This window comes from Streptomyces sp. HUAS CB01, assembly GCF_030406905.1.
Lineage (GTDB): Bacteria > Actinomycetota > Actinomycetes > Streptomycetales > Streptomycetaceae > Streptomyces > Streptomyces chengbuensis.
On the sequence record NZ_CP129137.1, the window covers coordinates 4,921,421 to 4,943,328 of the forward strand.

Genomic DNA, 21,908 nt, shown 5'->3' on the forward strand with positions numbered 1-21,908 from the left:
CGAAAGACGCCGGAATTTTCGTCCCCCGGTTTCCGTCACTATAGAAGCCGTCCGATGCGACACATCACCGAGGATCGAGTCTTGACTGAGCAGCTGCGACTGATGGCCGTCCACGCCCACCCCGACGACGAGTCGAGCAAGGGCGCGGCCACGATGGCCAAGTACGTGTCCGAGGGGGTGGACGTGCTGGTCGTGACCTGCACGGGAGGCGAGCGCGGCTCCATCCTCAACCCCAAGCTCCAGGGCGACCGGTACATCGAGGAGAACATCCACGAGGTGCGCCGCAAGGAGATGGACGAAGCCCGCGAGATCCTGGGCGTGAAGCAGGAGTGGCTCGGCTTCGTCGACTCCGGCCTGCCGGAGGGTGACCCGCTGCCCCCGCTGCCCGAGGGCTGCTTCGCGCTGGAGGACGTCGACAAGGCGGCCGGCGAGCTGGTGCGGAAGATCCGCTCCTTCCGCCCGCAGGTCATCACCACGTACGACGAGAACGGCGGTTACCCGCACCCGGACCACATCATGACCCACAAGATCACGATGGTGGCCTTCGAGGGCGCGGCCGACGTCGAGAAGTACCCGGAGTCCGAGTACGGCCCGGCCTGGCAGGCGCTGAAGCTCTACTACAACCAGGGCTTCAACCGCCCGCGCACGGTCGCCCTCCACGAGGCCCTGCTCGCGCGCGGCCTGGACTCCCCGTACGGCGAGTGGCTGGAGCGCTGGAAGGAGTTCCAGCGCGCGGAGCGGACCCTCACGACGTTCGTGCCGTGCGCCGACTTCTTCGAGACCCGCGACCGGGCGCTGATCGCCCACGCCACCCAGATCGACCCGGACGGCGGCTGGTTCCGCGTACCGATGCAGATCCAGCAGGAGGTGTGGCCGACCGAAGAGTACGAGCTCGCCAAGTCCCTCGTCGACACCTCCCTGCCCGAGGACGACCTGTTCGCCGGGGTTCGCGCGGACGCCTGACCCGGCCGTCCTCCCGGTCCCCACCACGCCTTCCCCCGGCCCGGGGTGGGCCGGGGGAGGGCGTCACGGACGCCCGGGTATGGTCGGTACATCCACACAAGGAGCGACCGATGAGCAGCACAGGCCTGGCGATGACGCACCTCGTCCCCCTCGCCAAGGAGCTCGACGAGAACAAGGTGACGCCCGGCGTCCTCGGGTTCATCGTCTTCGCGGTGATGGCGGCCGGTGTCTGGCTGCTGATGAAGTCGATGAACCGCCATATGAACCGGGTGAACTTCGAGGAGACCCCGGCGACCGCGTCCGCCACGACGGCGGGCACCGCGTCCCGGGCCGGCGCCGACACCGCGAAGAGCGAGTAGGACCTCCCCCTCGGCCGGGCGCGCCCGTGCCCGGCCGAGGGCATCGGCCGGGCGTACGCGTGCCCGGCCGCGCCGCGCCCACGGCCGCCCGGGTCGCGCCGGCACCCGTGACCTGGCGCCGGGTCGTGCCGGGCCGTCGGCCTGGCCCCCTCGGCTCAGTCAAGGGACGCCCGTCGCCGTCCGGTCGTGCCGGGGGACGTGTGCCCGCCGGTGCGGTCCAGGGGTGTGTCCGTGGCCTTCCGATCGTGCCGGGTCCCGCCAGGTGCGTTCCTGTCGTGCCGGACGGGCCGACGCGTGGCCGTCGGCTCAGTCAAGGGACGCCCGTCGCCGTCCGGTCGTCCCGGGGCGGTCGACGTGTGCCCGCCGGTGCGGTCCAGGGGTGTGTCCGTGGCCTTCCGATCGTGCCGGGTCCCGCCAGGTGCGTTCCTGTCGTGCCGGACGGGCCGACGCGTGGCCGTCGGCTCAGTCAAGGGACGCCCGTCGCCGTCCGGTCGTGCCGGGGGACGTGTGCCCGCCGGTCGGCCCGTGGCCGTCGGCTCAGTCGACCGGTACGCCCATCACCTCCCGCGCGTGCCGCCCGGGCACCATGCCCAGCTGCCACGCCTGCCAGTCGTCCTCCAGCCGCACCCCGCGCTCCAGGACCAGGGCGAACGCCTCCATGCAGTCCTCCAGCCGGCCGTCGCGGGCCGGGTGGGGTCCCTCGCGCAGCGTGGCCAGTTCCTCCTGGGCGACGACCGTGCCCACCTCCACCCCGCCCGCCGAGGCGTACGGCAGCAGCGTGCAGCGCAGGAAGCCGGCCCAGTCCGCGCCCCGGCGGTCGCCGTACGAGGCGAACAGCGCGGCCGCCTCCTCGCAGAGCGCCAGGGCCTGGGCGGGACGGCTGTTGCCCGCGTCGATCACCGCCAGCTCCAGGCAGGTCCAGGCCTCCCCGTGGGCGACCCGGATGCGCTGGAAGTCCGCCCGGGCGTCGACCAGGAGCTGGCGGGCGAAACCGGAGTTGCGCAGATTGCCGGTCTGCGCCGCGCGCTGGTCGCGGGTGGCGCGGCCGGAGTGGTGGCGGGCGCAGGCCAGCCCGTACACGTCCCGCATCCGGGAGAACATCGTCCGGGCGCGCTCCAGTTCCCGCACGGCCTGGTCGCGTTCCCCCCGCTCCTCGAGCGCCTGGCCCAGGTAGTACAGGGTCCATGCCTCACCGCGCGCGTCCTCGTTCTCGCGGTGCCGGGCGAGAGCCTGGTTCAGCTGCTCGACCGCCGGGGACGGATCGCCGTCCACCAGCCGGGCCCGGGCCAGTTGTGTCAGCGCCCACGCCTCGCCCCGCCCGTCCTGGGTCCGCCCGTACAGGTCGAGCGCCAGCCGCAGGGACGCCTCCGCCTCCGGCACCCTCCCCATGCGCAGGTGCACCTGGCCGAACTGGAAGTGGGACCAGGCCTCGCCGTGCAGCGACTCGCTCTCCCGGTGCAGCTGAACGGCGGTCGTCAGCAGCGTCCGGGCCTCGGCGAGGTTCGCCCGGTCCCGCTCCACCGCGGCCAGCGCGTGCAGGGTCCACGCCCGGTCGGCCGCCAGCTCCTCGGAGGACTGCAGCTCCATCGCCTCGCGCAGCTTCGCCGACGCCTCGGTCAGATTGCCCTGGTGGTGCAGCGTGATGCCGAGGGAGCACAGGGCACGGGCCGCACCCGCCTCGTGCTGCGCCTCGCGGTACAGGTCCACCACCGACGACAGGGTCGTGCGCGCCTTGTCCAGCTCGCCGAGCTGCCGGGCGGCGATACCCGTGCGCCACTGCACCGAGCGGACCAGCAGGCCCTGGTCGACCGCCTGCGTCAGCTCGTTGATCTCCCCGAGCCGGTAGAGGTCGCCGCGCAGCAGGCAGTAGTCGCAGAGGGCGCCCAGGAGATTCAGCACGGCCTGCTGGTCCACTCCCTCGGCGTGCCGGAGCGCCGCCGTGATGAAACTCGACTCGTCGTCCAGCCAGCGCAGCGCCGCCTCCAGCGAGGTGAAGCCGTGACCGGCCGAGGTCCGGGCGAACATGTCGGCACGGGTCGAGGTCTTCCCGTCGACCAGCCGGATCACCGTGTCGGCGAGTTCCGCGTACCCGATGATCAACCGCTCCTGCGCCGCCGTGCGTTCGGCCTGCTCCTCCTCGTCCAGCAGCCGCGCCAGGGCGAAGGACCGTACGGCGTCGTGCAGCCGGTAGCGCTCTCCCCCCGCTCCCCCGACGCCCTGCGGGCGGGGCTGCTGGATCCCCGGCGGCGTGGAGGGACCCCCGCGCACATGGTCCAGCAGTCCCGCCCTCGCCAGCTCCGACAGCAGCCGCTGCGCCTCGGCCTCGTCCGTGCCCAGCAGCGCCGACGCCGCCGCCGCGCCCAGGGACGCCCGGCCCGCGAGGGCGAGCCTGCGCAGCAGCCTGCGGCCCTCGTCCGGGAGGTCCGTGTAGCGCAGCCACAGCGCCCGCTCCACCGCTCCCACCGGCCCGTAGGCACCGAGGTCCGAGGCCAGTGCGTGCGGAGTGCGGGTGCCCAGGGACGAGCCGGCGATCCGCAGCGCCAGCGGCAGCCCCCCGGAGAGGTCCCGGATCGTGTCCATCGAGCGCGAGTCGTACGGACCATCCAGCGGCTCCCCGGCGGACGCCGCGAGCAGTTCCTCGGCGCCCGCCGCGTCCAGGGCCTCCACCGGCAGCCGGTGCACCCACGCCGGGAGGTCCTCGGGGAGCTCCAGCGGCTCCCGCGCGGTCACCAGCACCAGACTGTCCGAGCGCTCCGGGACGAGCATCCGCACCTGCTCGGGATCGCTCGCGTCGTCCAGGACGACGGTGACGGGCAGCCCGGTCAGGTACTGGTGGTAGAGCTCGCCGAGGCGCCGGACCTGCTGCTCCGCGGACGACCGTTCCCTGAAGAGCAACTGCTCGCGCGGCGCTCCGAGCCGGTTCAGCAGGTGCAGCAGCGCGTCCCGGGTCGACAGCGGCTGCTCGCCCGTGGACCCGCCGCGCAGATCCACCAGGCACGCGCCCCGGAACTGGTCCTTCAGCTCGCGGGCGGCCCGCACCGCGAGCGTGGTGCGGCCCGACCCGGGTTCGCCGTACAGCACGACGACCGTGGGCTTCGTCTCCGTCGACGCCCGCGCGGCGTGGACCCACTGCGCGATCTGCGCCATCGCCTCCCGGCGTCCGGCGAACGGCCCTCCCGGCTCCGGGAGATGGGCGAAGGACTGCTCCAGCACATTGCGGCGGCGGGCCGCCTGGCTGCGGTCCGCCCCGCGCAACGGCGGGCCCGCCGCGGTCTTCTTCACCGGGCGGGCGGTGGCCGCCGTCAGCATCCGCTGCTGGTCCAGGAACGGGCGGATGCCCCGGACCTCGAGCGCGGTCAGCCACTGCAGCCGCAACTGCTCGGGTCCGCCCGGCTGCCCGAGCGCACCGGCCCTGCGGTGCGCCGCCGGCCAGTGGGACGCGGTGACCTTGGCGACGGTCGCCGCCGCCCCGGCCACCGCCACGACGGCCCCGGCGCCGAGCGCCGTGCCCGTCGCCGTGCCCAGGGCCATGTCCGCCCCGACGGCGGCCGCCGCGGCAACCGCGGTGACCAGCACGGGCGTCGACATGTCCTGCCGGCCGAACCGCTCGGCCAGGGACGAGTGCCCGGCCTCCGCCTCCTCCACCGCGCGGAGATACGCCGCGTACTCCTCGTCCGCGCTCGCCGCCATCGTCTGCAGTGCGTCGCGACCGCGTGAGAGCAGCGTCGCGGAGTCCGTTCTGCCGCCGGAGCGGCGCACCTCCTCCTCGACGGCCCGCACCAACAGCCGCTCGGCTTCCGTCCGATGGCTGTCCCGCATGTGGATCCCCCTCCGAGAGCTTCCGCTTCCGTTCCGGTGCCAAGTGTCCTGCGAGACGCGCGTCGGCGCGAGGGAGTCCCGCGATCAAGCACTCTCCCCAGGGCCCGTCATTCGTCCCGCACCCCCTCGGCTTCGTACGCTTCACCCGATTGGAGGGCGTTTGTCCCTGATTGTCAGGGGCAGCCGGACGACAACGGATCCCGCGGCCACGAAGGGAGGCCCCCTGGCAGACACCCAAGTCCCCTGTCCCGACTGCGAGGAGGAGGACACCACGAGGAGAAGGACCGTCAGATGAGGGGCGGCGGCCCCGGGTGGTCATCACGAAGTCTCGCTGCGCTGCTTCCTGCCGACCGCCATCCGGGAGCCGCCGCCGGCCGCCGGACGGCAGCCGATCCTCCGGCGCGCCGGGCCGACACCCCGGCCCGGCGGGAGCGGGGAGGGATGCGGGTCTCTCCCCGCTCCGCCATGAGGTCGGCCCAACCCGCCGGCCCTGTCAGATGGTTCCCAGGTCGACGGTGACGGAGAAGGGTGCGGCAGCCTTGATCGCGCCGGTGAACACCTCGCCGTCCCGGTAGGCCCTGGTGGCGGGGTCCAGCACGTGCGTGTAGATGATCGGGACTTCGGTGGCGGCTTGTTCGACTCGCCAGTAGAAGGGGATGCCGGCCTTGGCGTACTGATCCACCTTCACGACCCGGTCGGTGGTCTCCGAGCCGGGCGACACGACCTCGACGACCAGGAGCACGTGTTCGGGGCGCGTGGGCACGAGGTCGATGGTCTCCGCCCGGTAGACCACGACGTCCGGGCGGCGGTTGGTGAGAGGGACGTCCTGCAGGCGGACGTCGAAGTACGTGTCGGCGTTCCAGTCCGAGCCCGCTGCCTCGTCCAGGGCGTTGGCCAGGAGTCGGGCGAGTCGGTTGTGCCGCTTGGACGCGCTCGGGCTCACAACGACCATTCCGTCCACGATCTCGATGCCGGCACACTGCTCCTCGGACCAGGAGTCGTACTGCTCCGCGCTGATCGGCGAATGCATCCACTCGGGCGCCACCATCTCGGCGGTCATGGTGTACCTCCTTCGAAGAGCCTCGACAGGTCCGGCGCTGTTGCGCTCAGCCTACTGTCCTGTGTCGTGGGGGCGCTCCATCAGCAAGAGCACCGGACATGTTCGACCCGCCCCGTACAGTTCGCCGCGGCCACCGTCGGAGGCGGCTGCGCCCGACGCCGGCAGCCCGTGCGGGCTTCGCCGGCCCGGCCGGGCGTTGTGAGAGGCTGGATCCCATGAACCGGCTGGCTGGTGTGACCTCGCCTTATCTGCTTCAGCACGCTGACAATCCGGTCGACTGGTGGCCCTGGACGCCGGAGGCTTTCGAGGAAGCCCGGCGGCGCGATGTACCCGTTCTGCTGTCGGTCGGCTACTCCGCGTGCCACTGGTGTCACGTCATGGCCCACGAGTCCTTCGAGGACGACGACACCGCGGCCTATCTCAACGAGCACTTCGTGTCCGTCAAGGTCGACCGCGAGGAGCGTCCCGACGTGGACGCCGTGTACATGGAGGCCGTGCAGGCCGCCACGGGCCAGGGCGGTTGGCCCATGACGGTGTTCCTCACGCCCGGGGCCGAGCCGTTCTACTTCGGCACCTACTTCCCGCCGGCGCCGCGGCACGGCATGCCGTCGTTCCGTCAGGTACTGGAGGGCGTCACCGCCGCCTGGGCGGACCGCCGCGGCGAGGTCGACGAGGTGGCCGGGAAGATCGTCCGCGACCTGGCGGGCCGGGCCCTGGCGTACGGGGGACAGGGGACCCCGGGGGAGGAGGAGCTCGCACAGGCGCTGCTCGGCCTCACCCGGGAGTACGACCCGGCGCACGGCGGCTTCGGCGGGGCGCCGAAGTTCCCGCCGTCGATGGTCCTGGAGTTCCTGCTGCGGCACCATGCGCGCACGGGCGCCGAGGGGGCGCTGCAGATGGCCGCCGACACCTGCGAGGCGATGGCCCGGGGCGGGATCTACGACCAGCTCGGCGGCGGCTTCGCCCGGTACTCGGTGGACCGCGAGTGGGTGGTCCCGCACTTCGAGAAGATGCTCTACGACAATGCGCTGCTCTGCCGGGTGTACGCCCATCTGTGGCGGGTCACCGGCAGCGACCTGGCCCGCCGGGTCGCCCTGGAGACCGCCGACTTCATGGTGCGGGAACTGAGGACGCCGGAGGGCGGCTTCGCCTCCGCCCTCGACGCCGACAGCGCCCTCCCCGACGGTTCCGGGAAGCACGAGGAGGGTGCGTACTACGTCTGGACGCCCGGCCGGCTGAGGGAGGTGCTGGGCGAGGAGGACGCGGAGTTCGCCATGCGGTACTTCGGCGTGACCGAGGAGGGCACGTTCGAGCACGGCTCGTCCGTGCTCCAACTGCCGCAGGACGCGGGCGTCTCCGACGCCGGGAGGGTCTCGTCCGTACGGGAGCGGCTGCTCGCCGCGCGGGAGCAGCGGCCTCGGCCGGGCCGTGACGACAAGGTCGTCGCCGCGTGGAACGGTCTCGCGATCGCCGCCCTCGCCGAGGTGGGCGGGTACTTCGACCGGCCGGACCTCGTCGAGCGCGCCACCGAGGCCGCCGACCTGCTCGTCCGGCTCCACCTGGACGACGGCGCACGGCTGACCCGTACGTCCAGGGACGGCCGGGCCGGCGCCAACGCCGGGGTGCTGGAGGACTACGCCGATGTCGCCGAGGGCTACCTCGCCCTCGCGTCCGTCAGCGGTGAGGGCGCGTGGCTGGAGTTCGCGGGATTCCTGCTGGACATCGTCCTGGACCGGTTCACCGGCCCCGAGGGGCAGTTGTACGACACGGCCCACGACGCCGAGCGGCTGATCCGGCGGCCACAGGACCCCACGGACAACGCCGCTCCCTCCGGCTGGTCGGCCGCCGCCGGGGCGTTGCTGTCCTATGCCGCGCACACCGGGTCGGAGGCCCATCGCACGGAGGCGGAACGGGCGTTGGGGGTGGTGAAGGCGCTCGGCCCGCGCGCCCCCCGGTTCATCGGCTGGGGGCTCGCCGTCGCGGAGGCGCTGCTCGACGGTCCGCGGGAGGTGGCGGTCGTCGGAGCGCCCGGGGACGACGGGATGCGGAATCTCCACAGGGCCGCGCTGCTGGGTACGGCGCCGGGTGCGGTGGTCGCCGCAGGAGCGCCGGGCAGCGATGAGTTCCCGCTGCTCGCGGACCGCCCGCTGGTCGACGGGAAGCCGGCCGCCTATGTCTGCCGGCATTTCGTCTGCGCCGCGCCGGTCACCGAAGTGGAAGCGCTACGGGGCGAGTTGGGCCCGCGCGGGTGACCGCCGGCGGTTGATTTCGGTGGCCTGCCCGAAACGCGTCATTCATCGAAACAGGCGTACGTCGGTCACATAATCCCCCTATTCTCTTCACCGCTGACACAGCAGCTGCGCATGCGGCGGGTCCGTGCTGCGGTTCCGTCGCGCCCGCGCAGGGGGGTTTCAGGGGGAGGAGCGCGGTGGGCGAGGGGGCCTGCCGTGGCGGCCACCCCTGTCGTTGGGGGGCCAATTGCTCACGTCCTTGTTCATCGGCGCCATCTCCTTGGCGCTCTTCTGGATGGCGGCGTTCACGCTCTGGTGGCAGATGCACGCGTGGCGCACGCCGGAGACGCTCGCGTCGACGCGCTTCGAGAGCCCGGCGGGCACGGAAGGACTGTCGTTCTCCCTGCTGCTGCCCGCCCGGCACGAACAGCTGGTGCTGGAGCACACCATCAGCAGGCTGCTGGAGTCCAGCCACCGCGACTTCGAGATCATCGTCATCGTCGGGCACGACGACCCGGAGACCACCGAGGTCGCCGCCCGGGCCGCGTCCCGCGATCCCGACCGGGTGCGGGTCGTCGTCGACACCCACGAGACCAAGAACAAACCGAAGGCGCTGAACACGGCCCTGCCGCACTGCCGCGGGGACGTCGTCGGGGTCTTCGACGCCGAGGACCAGGTCCACCCGGAACTGCTCGCGCACGTCGACCACGCCTTCACCGCCACCGGGGCGGACGTCGTCCAGGGCGGCGTCCAGCTGATCAACTTCCACTCCTCGTGGTACGCGCTGCGCAACTGCCTGGAGTACTTCTTCTGGTTCCGCTCCCGGCTCCACCTGCACGCCGCCAAGGGCTTCATCCCGCTCGGCGGCAACACCGTCTTCGTCCGCACCGACGTGCTGCGCGAGGCCGGCGGCTGGGACCAGAACTGCCTGGCCGAGGACTGCGACCTCGGCGTGCGCCTGTCCAGCCGCGGCAAGAAGGTCGTCGTCGCCTACGACGCCGACATGGTCACCCGGGAGGAGACCCCGGGCACTTTGATGTCGCTGCTGAAGCAGCGCACCCGCTGGAACCAGGGCTTCCTGCAGGTGTACCGGAAGAAGGACTGGCGGCAACTGCCCACGCTGGGGCAGCGCATGCTCGCCCGCTACACGCTGATGACACCGTTCATGCAGGCGTTCACGGGCGTGATCATCCCGGTCAACGCCGCCGCCGCGCTCCTCCTCGACGTGCCGGTCGGCGTCGCCTTCCTCACCTTCCTGCCGCTGATCACGGCCATGGTGACGTTCGTCTTCGAGATCGTCGGCCTGCACGACTTCGGCACCCAGTACGGGCTGCGGGTCCGCTTCCCGCACTACCTCAAGCTCATCGCCGGCGGCCCCTTCTACCAGGTGCTCCTCGCGGGCGCGGCCGTTCGGGCCGTGTGGCGCGAGCAGCGCGGCCGCAACGAGTGGGAGCTGACCAGCCATGTCGGCGCGCACCTCACCCGAGAGGACGTCCCCGCGTGACCTCCACCCTCACGGCGGCGCCACCGGTGGCGGCCGCCCGCCCCGACGATCCCAGAAGACGGCTGACCGTCCGGCCCGTCGTCCGCTTCCGGTCCTCCCGGCCCGATCTGCTGCTGTGCGGTGCGCTGCTGACCGCGATCCTGTTCGTGCAGGGCTGGAACATCCAGCACTTCCCGACCCTCAGTGACGACGAGGGCACCTACCTCGCCCAGGCGTGGGCGGTCCAGCAGGGCGAGGGCCTGGCCCACTACACGTACTGGTACGACCATCCGCCCCTCGGCTGGATCCAGCTCGCCGGACTGACCTGGATCCCCTCGCTCGTCGCGCCCGACGCGATGACGGTGGCCACGATGCGCGGGGCGATGCTCCTGATCAGCGCGGCCTCCGCGGTCCTCCTCTACGTCCTGGCGCGGCGCCTCTGGCTGCCGCGCTGGGCGGCCGGGCTGGCGATGGCCCTCTTCGGTCTCTCGCCCCTGTCCGTGGTGCTCCAGCGGGAGATCTTCCTCGACAACCTCGCCGTGATGTGGATGCTGCTGGCGTTCTGCCTCGCGGCCTCGCCCAGCCGTCATCTGTGGCACCACTTCGGGGCCGGCCTCGCCGCGGCGACCGCGGTGCTCACCAAGGAGACCATGCTGGTCGTCCTGCCCGCGCTGCTGGTGACGATGTGGCGCTTCAGCCATCGAGACACCCGCAAGTTCGCGGTCACCGGCGCCGTCACCGCCTGCGCGCTGATCGGCTTCTCCTACCCGCTGTTCGCGCTCCTCAAGGGCGAACTGCTGCCGGGCGAGGGCCATGTGTCGCTGTGGGAGGGCATCACGTACCAGATGAGCCGGCCCGGCTCCGGGTTCGTCCTCACCGAGGGGACCGGCTCGAACGGCGTGCTCCGGTCCTGGCTCTACTACGACCGGGTGCTGCCGCTCGGCGGGCTCGCCGGCGCGGCGCTGCTGCTCCTGACGCTGCGCTGGTCGGTGACCGCGCGGGCGCTCGCCGGTCCCGCGCTCGCCGTGGCGATCCTGGCGGTCGTCGCCATGCGCCCGACGGGCTATCTGCCCGCGATGTACGTCATCCAGGCGCTGCCGTTCCTGGCGCTGGTGCTGGCCGGCGGGGCCGCGAGCGTCGGGCACGCGGTGCTGAGCCGGTGGCGCCGTCCGGGCGAGCGGCGGACGCTCGTCCTCGCCCGCCGGTCGGCGGCCGCCGTGCTCGCGCTCGCCGCGGCCGTGTACGTCGTGCCGCGCTGGTACGACGGCAACCGCACCGCGATGACGGCGGACGCCAACGCCCCGTACCGGGCCGCCGCGTCGTGGCTGAGCACCGAGGTGGCCGAGCCGGCGCGCACCCGCGTGCTCGTCGACGACGCGCTCTGGCTCGACCTGGTGCACGCCGGGTACCAGCCGGGACTCGGGGCCATCTGGTTCTACAAGGCCGACCTCGACCCGGCTGTGACGAAGACCATGCCCCGCGGCTGGCGGGACCTGGACTACGTGGTCGCCTCGCCGACCGTCCGCCGCGACGCCCGCGACCTGCCCCTCGTGAGGGCCGCGCTGGAGCACTCCACGCCCGTCGCCGTCTTCGGCGAGGGCGAGGACCGCATCGAGATCCGTGCAATCGGGGGAGCTGACCACCAGTGACGAGCCATCCGACACCTCCGGCCGACGGGCTGGGATTCCGCCCCGGGGCGCTCGAGGGCACGCTCGGCGAGACCGCCGGGGTCGCCGAACCGGCGGCCGTCACCGTCGTGATCCCGACCTTCAACGAGTCGGCGAACGTACGGGAACTGCTGCACCGGCTCACCGACTCGGTGCCGGCGCGGCTCCCCTGCGAGGTGGTGTTCGTCGACGACTCCTCCGACGACACCCCGGCCGTGATCGCCGAGGCCGCGCAGGACTGCCCCTTCCCCGTCTCGGTCATCCACCGGGACTCGCCCGACGGCGGGCTCGGCGGCGCGGTCGTCGAGGGGATGAAGGCCGCGGGGTCCGACTGGATCGTGGTCATGGACGCCGATCTCCAGCACCCGCCGTCCCTGGTCCCCGATCTCGTCGCCACCGGCGAGAAGGAGTCCGCCGACCTCGTCGTCGCCAGCCGCTATCTGCCCGGCGGCAGCCGCGCCGGGCTCGCGGGCGGCTACCGGGTGGCCGTCTCGCGCGGTGCCACCTGGCTCGCCAAGGGGCTCTTCCCGCGCGCCCTGCGCGGCATCAGCGACCCCATGAGCGGCTTCTTCGCCATCCGCCGGTCCGCGGTGACCGCCGAGGCGCTGAAGCCGCTCGGCTACAAGATCCTGCTGGAGCTGGCCGTGCGCTGCCGGCCGGGCGAGGTCGCCGAGGTGCCGTTCGTCTTCCGGGACCGCTTCGCGGGCGAGTCCAAGTCGACGGCCAGGGAGGGCCTGCGCTTCCTGAGGCACCTGGTCGGGCTGCGCACCGCCTCCCCGCTCGGCCGGATGGCGGCCTTCGGTCTCATCGGGCTCACCGGCTTCGTCCCCAACCTGCTGGCACTGCACGCGCTGGTGACCGCCGGGCTGCACTACCTGCCCGCCGAGATCCTGGCCAACCAGTTCGGCGTGCTGTGGAACTTCCTCCTCATCGAGGTGCTGCTGTTCCGCGACCGGCGCCACCACCGCCACTGGGCGGACCGCGTGGGCCGGTTCGCGCTGCTCGCCAACGCGGACCTGGTGCTGAGGATCCCGCTGATCGCCCTGCTCGTCGGGCAGTTCCACCTGGCCGTGCTGCCCGCCACCACGCTCGCGCTGCTCACGACGTTCGTCCTGCGGTTCGCCGGGACCGAGGCGCTCGTCTACCTGCCGCGCGGAGGCCGTACCGCAAGGAGCCGTACAGGTACAGCAAGGAGCACCAGTTGAAACCACCCGGACGTACCCGCAGACCCATCGGACGCACCCGCAGAACGACCGCGCTGCTCACGGTCGCCGCCATGACCGCGGGCCTGCTGCTCGCCGCCCAGCAGCCCGCGACCGCGGGGCCCAACCTCGTCAGGAACCCCGGCTTCGAGACCCCCGGCAGCGGCGACATGCCCTTCTGCTGGGCCAAGTCGGGCTGGGGGGACAACGACTTCACCTTCACCACGACCGCGGACGCGCACACCGGTTCCGCCGCGATGAAGGTCGAGCTGACCCGACGGCTGGACGGCGACCGCAAGGCCCTGATCACGGAGTCCGCGGACTGCGCGCCGCACGTCGTCCCGGAGCGCCAGTACGACCTGTCCTTCTGGTACAAGTCGACGACCCCGGACACGGCCCTCACCCTCTTCCGCCACGACACCACCGCGGGCTGGCAGTACTGGACCGATCTGCGCACCCTCCCCATGGAGGGGGACTGGACCCGCAGCGAGGTCCGCACGCCCGCCATCCCGCCGAACACGGACCAGATCACCTGGGGCGTCTCCGTCTTCGGCACCGGCAGCGTCACGACCGACGACTACGCGATGGAGGAGGTCGCCCCGCCGACGCCCGACCCGGTGTGCACGGCGACGGCCGAGGAGTGCGCGAAGGGCCGGTGGGACGTCATGCCGACGAAGAACCCGGTGCGCTCCATGCACTCGGTGGTGCTGCACGGGGGTACCTCCCAGTCCGGAGGCCCCGGGGGAGGCAAGGTGCTCCTCATCGCGGGCTCCGGCAACGACCCGGCGATGTTCGAGGCGGGGACGTTCACCTCCGCCGTGTACGACCCGGTGGCCGGGACGTACAAGAACATCCCGACGCCCGCGGACATGTTCTGCGCCGGCCACGTCCAGTTGTCCGACGGCCGGGTGCTGGTGATGAGCGGCAACAAGGGCTATCCGTCGGCCGACGGCACGATCGGCTACCAGGGCCTGAAGGACTCCTACGTCTTCGACCCGGTGACCGAGACGTACACGCGGACCAACGACATGAACGGGGGCCACTGGTACCCGTCGGCGACGATCCTCGGCAACGGTGACGTCATCTCCTTCGGCGGGCTGAAGGAGGACTCGACGGGCAACGTGACGGCGGAGAAGTTCTCGGCCGCCGAGAACAAGTGGCTGCCGCTCCACCAGGTCAACCAGACCTGGTCGTTCTGGGGCCTGTACCCGTCGATGATCCTGATGCAGGACGGCCGCCTCTTCTACTCCGGCAGCCATGTCTTCGGCAACGGCACCCCGGGCACCGGCGCCTCGATCTACGACTACGACGCCAACACCATCACCGACGTGCCGGGCCTGCGGAACAAGGACCAGCGCGACGAGAGCGCGAGCGTGCTGCTGCCCCCGGCGCAGGACCAGCGGGTCCTCACCGTCGGCGGCGGCAACAACGAGACCAACCCGGCCGCCAACCGGCTGACCGACATCATCGACCTCAAGCAGCCGAACCCGCAGTACACGGCCGGTCCGCCACTGCCGCAGGGCCTCGTCGACCAGGGCCAGGGCAAGCGCCCCCAGACCGGTGACGAGGGCAAGATGTTCGTCTCCGCGGTGCTGCTGCCCGACGGCAAGGTGCTGGAGACCGGCGGCGGGCTGCACGACCGGGCCGATCCGGTGTACGAGGCGTCCTTCTTCGACCCGGTGACCAACACCTACGAGGAGGGCCTCGCGGCCGACCCGATCCCGCGCACGTACCACTCCTCGGCGTTCCTGCTGCCCGACGGCCGGGTGATGGCCGTCGGCGACAACCCCGGCAACGGCACCTACAACCACAACGTGTCGATCTACACCCCGCCGTACCTGCTGAAGGGCCCCCGGCCGCGGATCACTTCGGTGGTCGACGGCGAGTGGCAGTACGGCGACACCCAGCGGATCACCGTCGACCGGCCGATCGCCAAGGCGGAGCTGATCCGCCCGGCAGCGGTCACCCACTCGTCGGACCCGAACCAGCGGTTCGTGGACCTCCCGCTGAGCGTGGTGGACGACCGGACGATCGACCTGAACGTCACCAGCAACCCCAACCTGGCCCCGCCCGGCTGGTACATGCTCTTCGGCGTGGACGCCAACGGGATCCCGTCGGTGGCCGAGTGGGTGCACCTGGGGGCCCCGCCCGCGGCGGCGCGGGCCGCGAAGGACGCTCCGTCCGCGCACGTCCACGACTTCGCCGGGGAGCTCGCCAAGTCCCCGAAGAAGAACGGCAAGAAGCGGGCCTCGGCCCCGGTCGGTCCGAAGGTCGCGGGCTGCGACCGGCACTACGGCACGGCCGACGTCTGCGTGCCGCTCACCTTCCCGGCGCCGGTGAAGGCGACGACCAGGTCCCGCTGCGACTGGCTCACGGCGCACGGATACGGTCGGCTGAAGGTCAACGGCAAGGACGACCCGCTCCGGCTCGACCCGGACCGGGACGGCCGCACCTGCGGGAAGGGGGACCTGAGGAGGTAGCGGGTCCGTCCGCGCTCAGGGGGCCAGGCCGTCGCCGAGCGTGTCGAGGGCACGGTCCAGGAGCGCGGCCAGGTCGTCCCGCCGGCCGCGCTCCGCCCAGAGGAGGGTGACCTCGCGCAGGGCGGCGATCACTGCGGCGGTGAGGACCCGCACCTCCAGGTCGCCGGCGTCGCGGCCGGTCCGCTCGGCGAGGACGCGGGACAGCAGCAGGGAGGTCTCGGCCGTGGTCTCGGCCAGCCGGGCCCGTACGGCCGGGACCTCCACCAGCAGCGTCGCGCGCAGGCGCATCGCGTCCGGGTCCTCCGTCAGGAGGGCCCGGACGGCGTGGGTGACGACGAACCGCAGGGACTGAAGGGGCGGTTCACCGGCAGGCCGGCGCCGCAGCATCTCCACCATCGCCGTGTCGGTCCCGTCGGTGAGGACGATGTCCTCCTTGGCGGCGAAGTAGCGGGAGACGGTGGACGGGGAGACCTCCGCGGCGGCGGCGATCTGTTCGATGGTGGTCGCCTCGTAGCCCTGCTCGGCGACCAGCCCGTACAGGGCCCGCCGGATCGCCGCACGGGTCTTGAGCTTCTTGCGCTCACGCAGTCCCGCCGGGGGCCGGTGTGCGGGAGCGCGACGGTGTGCGGAGGGGACCATGGCCGTCATTCTCGGACATCCGCCGCAGCCCGGGCCACGTCCGCGAACGAGTCACGGGCCCCCGGGAGCCGGTCAGGCGTGCTGGTAGGCGACCAGGGAGATCCCCACGTAGTGGACGACGAAGGCGGCCAGGGTGAGGGAGTGGAAGACCTCGTGGAAGCCGAACCAGCGCGGTGACGGATTCGGCCGCTTCATCCCGTAGACCACGCCGCCGACGCTGTACAGCAGGCCGCCGACGATCACGAGCACGAGGACGGCGATGCCGCCCTTGCGCATGAAGTCGGGCAGGAAGAAGACCGCGGCCCAGCCCATCGCGATGTAGCAGGGCGTGTACAGCCACCGCGGCGCGCCCACCCAGAAGACCCGGAAGGCGATTCCGGCAACCGCTGCCGCCCAGACCGCCCACAACAGCACCCGCCCGGTGGAGTCCGGCAGGAGCAGCAGGGTCAGCGGGGTATACGTACCGGCGATGATCAGGAAGATGTTCGCGTGATCGAGCCGGCGGAGGACGGCCGTCGCGCGCGGGCCCCAGGTGCCCCGGTGGTAGAGCGCGCTCACACCGAAGAGCAGACAGGCGGTGAGTACGTAGATGCCGCAGGCGATCCGGCCGCGGGTCGAGTCCGCGAGAGCCGTCAGCACGATCCCGGCGATCAGCACGGCGGGAAACATCCCTGCGTGCAGCCATCCCCGCAACCGCGGCTTCACCGGCGGCGGATCGATCTCGTTCACGGCGGGCGAGGCTGCAGTCATGGCGGCATGCTACCTACGGGCCCGTAGGTGACGGACTCCGAGTGGCCATGCTCACGTGAGAGGTCCTCTGGACATATGGGCACCGGGCACGGATGATCAGATGAGTGCGGTCGGCACCGGATGAGCAGCTACGAAGCATCCGGGTCGCAGCCCCCACGGGGCAACAACCTCAAACCCCTCTTTTAGGAGCAATCGTGGCGCGCGACATCGCGGCTCCCAGCAACGTCCCCACCAACCACCAGGAACTGATCGCCTGGGTCGACGAGATCGCAGCACTGACGCAGCCGGACAGGGTGGTCTGGTGCGACGGTTCCGAGGCCGAGTACGACCGCCTGGCCGAGGAACTGGTCGCGAAGGGCACGTTCCGCAAGCTGGACCCGATCAAGCGCCCGAACTCGTACTACGCGGCCTCCGACCCCACGGACGTGGCGCGCGTCGAGGACCGCACCTTCATCTGCTCCGAGAAGGAGGAGGACGCCGGCCCGACGAACCACTGGAAGGCCCCCGCCGAGATGCGGGAGATCTTCACCGGCGAGAAGGGCGTCTTCCGCGGTTCGATGAAGGGCCGGACGATGTACGTCGTCCCCTTCTGCATGGGCCCGCTCGGCTCGCCGCTCTCCGCGCTGGGCGTCGAGATCACCGACTCCGCCTACGTCGCCGTCTCCATGCGCACCATGACCCGGATGGGCCAGGCCGTCCTGGACGAGCTGGGCTCCGACGGCTTCTTCGTGAAGGCCGTGCACACCCTGGGCGCACCGCTGGAGCCGGGCCAGGAGGACGTGCCGTGGCCCTGCAACTCCACGAAGTACATCTCGCACTTCCCCGAGTCCCGTGAGATCTGGTCCTACGGTTCGGGCTACGGCGGCAACGCCCTGCTCGGCAAGAAGTGCTACGCCCTGCGCATCGCGTCCGTCATGGCCCGCGACGAGGGCTGGCTCGCCGAGCACATGCTGATCCTCAAGCTGACCCCGCCGCAGGGCGAGTCGAAGTACGTGGCCGCCGCCTTCCCGTCGGCCTGCGGCAAGACCAACCTGGCCATGCTGGAGCCCACGATCTCCGGCTGGACCGTGGAGACGATCGGCGACGACATCGCCTGGATGCGGTTCGGCGAGGACGGCCGCCTCTACGCGATCAACCCCGAGGCCGGCTTCTTCGGCGTCGCGCCCGGCACCGGCGAGCACACCAACGCCAACGCCATGAAGACCCTGTGGGGCAACGCGGTCTTCACCAACGTCGCACTCACCGACGACAACGACATCTGGTGGGAGGGCATGACGGAGGACACTCCGGCCCACCTGACCGACTGGAAGGGCAACGACTGGACCCCGGAGTCCGGGGTCCCGGCCGCCCACCCGAACGCCCGCTTCACCGTCCCGGCCGCGCAGTGCCCGATCATCGCGCCGGAGTGGGAGGACCCGAAGGGTGTGCCGATCTCGGCGATCCTCTTCGGTGGCCGCCGCGCCTCCGCCGTCCCGCTGGTGACGGAGTCCTTCGACTGGCAGCACGGTGTCTTCCTGGGCGCGAACGTCGCCTCCGAGAAGACCGCCGCCGCCGAGGGCAAGGTCGGCGAGCTGCGCCGCGACCCGTTCGCGATGCTGCCCTTCTGCGGTTACAACATGGGCGACTACATGGCCCACTGGATCAAGGTCGGGCAGGACGCCTCGGCACGGGGCGACGAGTCCAAGCTCCCGAAGATCTACTACGTGAACTGGTTCCGCAAGAACGACGCCGGCAAGTTCGTCTGGCCGGGCTTCGGCGAGAACAGCCGCGTCCTGAAGTGGATCGTGGAGCGCCTGGAGGGCAAGGCCGAGGGCGTCGAGACCCCGATCGGCATCCTCCCGACCCGGGAGTCCCTGGACACGGCCGGTCTGGAGCTGGCCGACGAGGACCTGGACTTCCTGCTCAAGGTCGACGCGGACGTCTGGCGCGAGGAGGCCGCGCTGGTCCCCGAGCACCTCAACACCTTCGGTGACCACACCCCGAAGGAACTGTGGGACGAGTACCGCGCCTTGGTGGCCCGACTGGGCTGAACCCCCACTCGGAGCTGAGACCGGGGCCCGCACCGTACAACGGCGTACGGAGCGGGCCCCGGTCCTTGCCCGGCTCCGGTCCGTTCCTGCGGACGGCCCCTTTCCTGCCGCACCCTGGTCATGTTCATGAACCTCGGTCGAGAATGTGGCCATGGGTATCGCCGACCGCATCACCTCGGTCCGTCTGTCGCACGTCGACCTGCCCCTGTCCACGCCGATCAGCGACGCGAAGGTCCTCACGGGACGCCAGAAGCCGCTCACCCGCGTCGCGTTCCTCTTCGCCGAGATCACCGCCGAGTCCGGCCATCGGGGCCTCGGCTTCGGCTACTCCAAGCGAGCCGGGGGTCCCGCCCTCTACGCCCACGCCCGTGAGATCGCGCCGGAACTCCTGGGTGAGGACCCCAACGACACCGGCCGGCTCTGGAGCAAGCTGGTCTGGGCGGGTGCCTCGGTGGGCCGCAGCGGAGTCGCGGTCCAGGCCGTCGCCGCGTTCGACATCGCCCTCTGGGACCTCAAGGCCCGGCGCGCCGGTCTGCCCCTCGCCAAACTCCTCGGCGCCCACCGCGAGTCCGTCGACGTCTACAACACCTCCGGCGGCTTTCTCTCCTCGCCCCTGGAGCAGGTCCTGGACAACGCGGACCTGGCACGGTCACGGGGCGTCGGCGGCATCAAGATCAAGGTCGGCTCGCCCGATCCGGCGGAGGACCTGCGGCGGGTCGAGGCCGTACGGGCGCACCTGGGAGACGGCGTGCCGCTGATGGTCGACGCGAACCAGCAGTGGGAGCGGTCCGCCGCGCTGCGGATCGGGCGCCGGCTGGAGGCGTACGACCTCGTCTGGATCGAGGAGCCGCTGGACGCGTACGACGCGGAGGGCCACGCCGCGCTCGCCGCGGCGCTGGACCCGCCCGTCGCGACCGGCGAGATGCTGACGTCGGTCGCCGAGCACACCGCGCTGATCGACGCGAACGCCTCGGACGTCGTCCAGCCGGACGCCCCGCGGGTCGGCGGGATCACCCCGTTCCTGCGGATCACGGCGCTGGCCGACCGGAAGGGGCTGTCACTCGCGCCGCACTTCGTGATGGAGCTGCATCTGCATCTCGCGGCGGCCTACCCGGGGACCGCGTGGGTGGAGCACTTCGAGTGGCTGGAGCCGCTGTTCGAGGAGCGCCTGCAGCTGAAGGACGGCCGGCTGCTGGTCCCGGACCGTCCGGGGCTCGGGTTGACGCCCAGCGACCGTGCGGCGCGGTGGACGGTCGACTCGGTGCTGGTGCGGGAGGGTTGAGCCGCCCGTTCATGGGCGCGCCCCGTCGCCGGAAAGGCAGGCGGGGCGTCGGTCGGCCGGGGCGTCGGGACACCGGCGGGGCCGGGCGTTCCCGCACCCGGTCGTCCGCAGCCGGGCCGCGCGGACCGGCCCGGGCGAGGCCGTTGGCGAGTGGCGCCCGGTCCGCGCGCCTCGTGGCACGCGGACCGGGGCCGTCAGGGGGCGCCGACCAGATGCGTGTCGCGCAGGGCGGCGGTGTGCGCGTCCATCCGCTCGGCGGAGAGGATCGCGGCGGCGGTGTCGGCGCGCGAGGCGGCGACCACCAGGGCGCGCCCGGCGAGAGCGAGGGCGCGGCGATGCAGGGCGGCCGGGTCGGCGCCGGTGAGCCCGGCATGACGGAGCGGCGCGGTGCCGCGCAGCCGGGCGACCTGCTCGGCGATGCGCTCGGCCTCGGCGCCGAGGCCGAGCTCGTCGGTGACCGCGAGGAGCGCGGCGAGATGCCCGGCGAGCTGGATGTCCAGCTCCTCCTCACGGGAGCGGTGGGGAAAGTCGCACTCGCCGGCCATCGAGTGCACCGATTTGGAGCGGATCGGTTCGTACATGGGGACGGCCTCCTGCAGTAGCCCTGCAGCCATCCTACATTGGATCGCGTCTAAAGTTGAGTGGCGTCCGGAAGCGTGGGGTCCCGGTCCGCTCACGCTCCGGAACCCCGGCGGGGTCAGGGCTGGCTGTAGCCGTCCAGGAAGTTCCCGATCCGGGTGACGGCGTCCGCCAGGTCCGTCGCGTTCGGCAGGGTGACGATCCGGAAGTGGTCCGGCTCGTGCCAGTTGAAGCCCGTCCCGTGGACGACCATGATCTTCTCGGCCCGCAGCAGGTCCAGCACCATCTGCCGGTCGTCCTTGATCTTGTAGACCTGCGGGTCCAGACGGGGGAAGAGGTAGAGGGCGCCCTTGGGCTTCACGCACGTCACGCCGGGGATCTGCGTCAGCAGGTCGTACGCCGCGTCGCGCTGCTCCAGCAGTCGGCCGCCGGGAAGTACCAGGTCCTCGATGGACTGCCGGCCCTGGAGTGCGGCGGCCACCGCGTGCTGGGCGGGCATGTTGGCGCACAGCCGCATGTTCGCCAGGATCGTCAGGCCCTCGATGTACGAGGCCGCGTGCGCCTTGGGACCGCAGACGGCGAGCCAGCCGCTGCGGTAGCCCGCGACCCGGTAGTTCTTCGACATGCCGTTGAAGGTGAGGACCATCAGGTCCGGTGCGACCGCGGCCGTCGGGGTGTGCGTTGCGCCGTCGTAGAGGATCTTGTCGTAGATCTCGTCCGAGCACACCACCAGCCGGTGCCGGCGGGCGATGTCCGTGAGCTGCCGCAGCATCGCGTCGTCGTAGACCGCGCCGGTGGGGTTGTTCGGGTTGATGATCACGATCGCCTTGGTGCGATCGGTGATCTTCCGCTCGATGTCCGCGAGGTCCGGCATCCAGTCGGACTGCTCGTCGCACCGGTAGTGCACGGCCGTCCCGCCGGAGAGCGACACGGCCGCCGTCCAGAGCGGGTAGTCCGGCGCCGGGACCAGGACCTCGTCGCCGTCGTCGAGCAGCGCCTGCATCGACATCTGGATCAGCTCGGAGACGCCGTTGCCGAGGTAGATGTCCTCGACCGAGAGCGGAATGCCCTTGGTCTCGTACTGGCTCATGATCGCGCGGCGCGCGCTCAGCAGGCCCTTCGCGTCGCCGTAGCCGTGGGCGTCCGCCACGTTCCGCAGTATGTCCTCGAGGATCGCCGGCGGGCACTCGAACCCGAAGGCGGCCGGGTTCCCGGTGTTCAGCTTGAGGATGCGGTGCCCTGCGGCCTCCAGTCGCATCGCCTCCTCGAGCACCGGTCCGCGGATCTCGTAACAGACGTTGGCGAGCTTGGTCGACTGGATCACCTGCATGACGCGAGCTTACGGGCCCGCCGCGGCACGCGCT

At 71.7% G+C, this 21,908-nt stretch carries 15 protein-coding genes; 9 read left to right on the forward strand and 6 right to left on the reverse strand.

What is annotated here, in order from left to right:
- The first annotated feature begins 81 nt into the window (after window positions 1-81).
- Both mca and QRN89_RS21925 read left to right on the forward strand, forming a co-directional pair.
- Window positions 82-963: a mycothiol conjugate amidase Mca gene (gene mca, locus QRN89_RS21920; protein WP_290351081.1), complete on the forward strand. Its 882-nt coding sequence runs from the start codon at window positions 82-84 to the stop codon at window positions 961-963.
- Between the two features lie 110 nt (window positions 964-1,073).
- Window positions 1,074-1,322 (forward strand): hypothetical protein, encoded by a 249-nt coding sequence (locus QRN89_RS21925; RefSeq protein WP_290351082.1) that lies wholly within the window; start codon window positions 1,074-1,076, stop codon window positions 1,320-1,322.
- Between the two features lie 537 nt (window positions 1,323-1,859).
- On the opposite strand, the gene QRN89_RS21930 is transcribed toward QRN89_RS21925, so the two are convergent.
- Both QRN89_RS21930 and QRN89_RS21935 read right to left on the reverse strand, forming a co-directional pair.
- Window positions 1,860-5,141, reverse strand: a complete 3,282-nt coding sequence (locus tag QRN89_RS21930) for a tetratricopeptide repeat protein (protein ID WP_290351083.1) — start codon at window positions 5,139-5,141, stop codon at window positions 1,860-1,862.
- A 493-nt stretch (window positions 5,142-5,634) separates the two neighbouring features.
- Window positions 5,635-6,201 carry a Uma2 family endonuclease gene (locus QRN89_RS21935; protein WP_290351084.1) on the reverse strand — a complete coding sequence of 189 codons (567 nt, stop codon included), beginning with the start codon at window positions 6,199-6,201 and terminating at the stop codon, window positions 5,635-5,637.
- Between the two features lie 215 nt (window positions 6,202-6,416).
- On the opposite strand from QRN89_RS21935, the gene QRN89_RS21940 reads away from it, so the two are divergent.
- The 5 genes from QRN89_RS21940 to QRN89_RS21960 all read left to right on the forward strand — a co-directional run bounded on the left by QRN89_RS21940 (window position 6,417) and on the right by QRN89_RS21960 (window position 15,264).
- On the forward strand, window positions 6,417-8,453 hold the full coding sequence (locus tag QRN89_RS21940; protein WP_290351085.1) for a thioredoxin domain-containing protein: 2,037 nt from the start codon (window positions 6,417-6,419) through the stop codon (window positions 8,451-8,453).
- Between the two features lie 226 nt (window positions 8,454-8,679).
- On the forward strand, window positions 8,680-9,936 hold the full coding sequence (locus QRN89_RS21945; RefSeq protein WP_290351086.1) for a glycosyltransferase: 1,257 nt from the start codon (window positions 8,680-8,682) through the stop codon (window positions 9,934-9,936).
- A complete protein-coding gene (locus QRN89_RS21950) occupies window positions 9,933-11,564 on the forward strand; it encodes an ArnT family glycosyltransferase (RefSeq protein WP_435833260.1) in 1,632 nt (543 codons plus the stop codon). Before QRN89_RS21945 ends, QRN89_RS21950 begins: the two co-directional genes overlap by 4 nt.
- The gene (locus QRN89_RS21955) at window positions 11,561-12,787 is read left to right on the forward strand and encodes a glycosyltransferase (protein WP_390701335.1); all 1,227 of its coding nucleotides are present in this window, start codon (window positions 11,561-11,563) and stop codon (window positions 12,785-12,787) included. The genes QRN89_RS21950 and QRN89_RS21955 overlap by 4 nt, the downstream gene beginning before the upstream one ends.
- A 71-nt stretch (window positions 12,788-12,858) precedes the next feature.
- Entirely contained in the window at window positions 12,859-15,264 is a 2,406-nt protein-coding gene (locus tag QRN89_RS21960) for a galactose oxidase early set domain-containing protein (RefSeq protein WP_290353814.1), read from the forward strand.
- Between the two features lie 15 nt (window positions 15,265-15,279).
- Here QRN89_RS21960 and QRN89_RS21965 read toward each other — a convergent pair whose 3' ends face one another.
- Both QRN89_RS21965 and trhA read right to left on the reverse strand, forming a co-directional pair.
- Window positions 15,280-15,903, reverse strand: coding sequence for a TetR/AcrR family transcriptional regulator (locus QRN89_RS21965; RefSeq protein WP_290351087.1), 624 nt, complete (start codon window positions 15,901-15,903; stop codon window positions 15,280-15,282).
- 72 nt (window positions 15,904-15,975) lie between these two features.
- Window positions 15,976-16,653 carry a PAQR family membrane homeostasis protein TrhA gene (gene trhA / locus QRN89_RS21970; RefSeq protein ID WP_290351088.1) on the reverse strand — a complete coding sequence of 226 codons (678 nt, stop codon included), beginning with the start codon at window positions 16,651-16,653 and terminating at the stop codon, window positions 15,976-15,978.
- Between the two features lie 194 nt (window positions 16,654-16,847).
- Here trhA and QRN89_RS21975 point away from each other — a divergent pair, with 194 nt between their 5' ends.
- Together QRN89_RS21975 and QRN89_RS21980 are read left to right on the forward strand one after the other, a co-directional pair.
- Complete coding sequence (locus QRN89_RS21975; RefSeq protein WP_290351089.1) at window positions 16,848-18,683, forward strand: phosphoenolpyruvate carboxykinase (GTP); 1,836 nt, start codon at window positions 16,848-16,850, stop codon at window positions 18,681-18,683.
- A gap of 151 nt (window positions 18,684-18,834) precedes the next feature.
- Window positions 18,835-19,965 (forward strand): L-talarate/galactarate dehydratase, encoded by a 1,131-nt coding sequence (locus QRN89_RS21980; protein ID WP_290351090.1) that lies wholly within the window; start codon window positions 18,835-18,837, stop codon window positions 19,963-19,965.
- A gap of 194 nt (window positions 19,966-20,159) precedes the next feature.
- On the opposite strand, the gene QRN89_RS21985 is transcribed toward QRN89_RS21980, so the two are convergent.
- Together QRN89_RS21985 and QRN89_RS21990 are read right to left on the reverse strand one after the other, a co-directional pair.
- A complete protein-coding gene (locus tag QRN89_RS21985) occupies window positions 20,160-20,546 on the reverse strand; it encodes an SCO4983 family protein (RefSeq protein ID WP_290351091.1) in 387 nt (128 codons plus the stop codon).
- Window positions 20,547-20,662: 116 nt separating this feature from the next.
- On the reverse strand, window positions 20,663-21,874 hold the full coding sequence (locus QRN89_RS21990; RefSeq protein WP_290351092.1) for a pyridoxal phosphate-dependent aminotransferase: 1,212 nt from the start codon (window positions 21,872-21,874) through the stop codon (window positions 20,663-20,665).
- Between the last annotated feature and the right edge of the window lie 34 nt (window positions 21,875-21,908).

What these genes read in the sequence shown, in the direction of transcription:
- QRN89_RS21925 (WP_290351082.1), top strand. Translation starts at nt 1,074, where the DNA reads ATGAGCAGCACAGGCCTGGCGATGACGCACCTCGTCCCCCTCGCCAAG.
- QRN89_RS21930 (WP_290351083.1), bottom strand. Translation starts at nt 5,141, where the DNA reads ATGCGGGACAGCCATCGGACGGAAGCCGAGCGGCTGTTGGTGCGGGCC.
- QRN89_RS21935 (WP_290351084.1), bottom strand. Translation starts at nt 6,201, where the DNA reads ATGACCGCCGAGATGGTGGCGCCCGAGTGGATGCATTCGCCGATCAGC.
- QRN89_RS21940 (WP_290351085.1), top strand. Translation starts at nt 6,417, where the DNA reads ATGAACCGGCTGGCTGGTGTGACCTCGCCTTATCTGCTTCAGCACGCT.
- QRN89_RS21960 (WP_290353814.1), top strand. Translation starts at nt 12,859, where the DNA reads ATGACCGCGGGCCTGCTGCTCGCCGCCCAGCAGCCCGCGACCGCGGGG.
- QRN89_RS21965 (WP_290351087.1), bottom strand. Translation starts at nt 15,903, where the DNA reads ATGGTCCCCTCCGCACACCGTCGCGCTCCCGCACACCGGCCCCCGGCG.
- trhA (WP_290351088.1), bottom strand. Translation starts at nt 16,653, where the DNA reads ATGACTGCAGCCTCGCCCGCCGTGAACGAGATCGATCCGCCGCCGGTG.
- QRN89_RS21980 (WP_290351090.1), top strand. Translation starts at nt 18,835, where the DNA reads ATGGGTATCGCCGACCGCATCACCTCGGTCCGTCTGTCGCACGTCGAC.
- QRN89_RS21985 (WP_290351091.1), bottom strand. Translation starts at nt 20,546, where the DNA reads ATGTACGAACCGATCCGCTCCAAATCGGTGCACTCGATGGCCGGCGAG.
- QRN89_RS21990 (WP_290351092.1), bottom strand. Translation starts at nt 21,874, where the DNA reads ATGCAGGTGATCCAGTCGACCAAGCTCGCCAACGTCTGTTACGAGATC.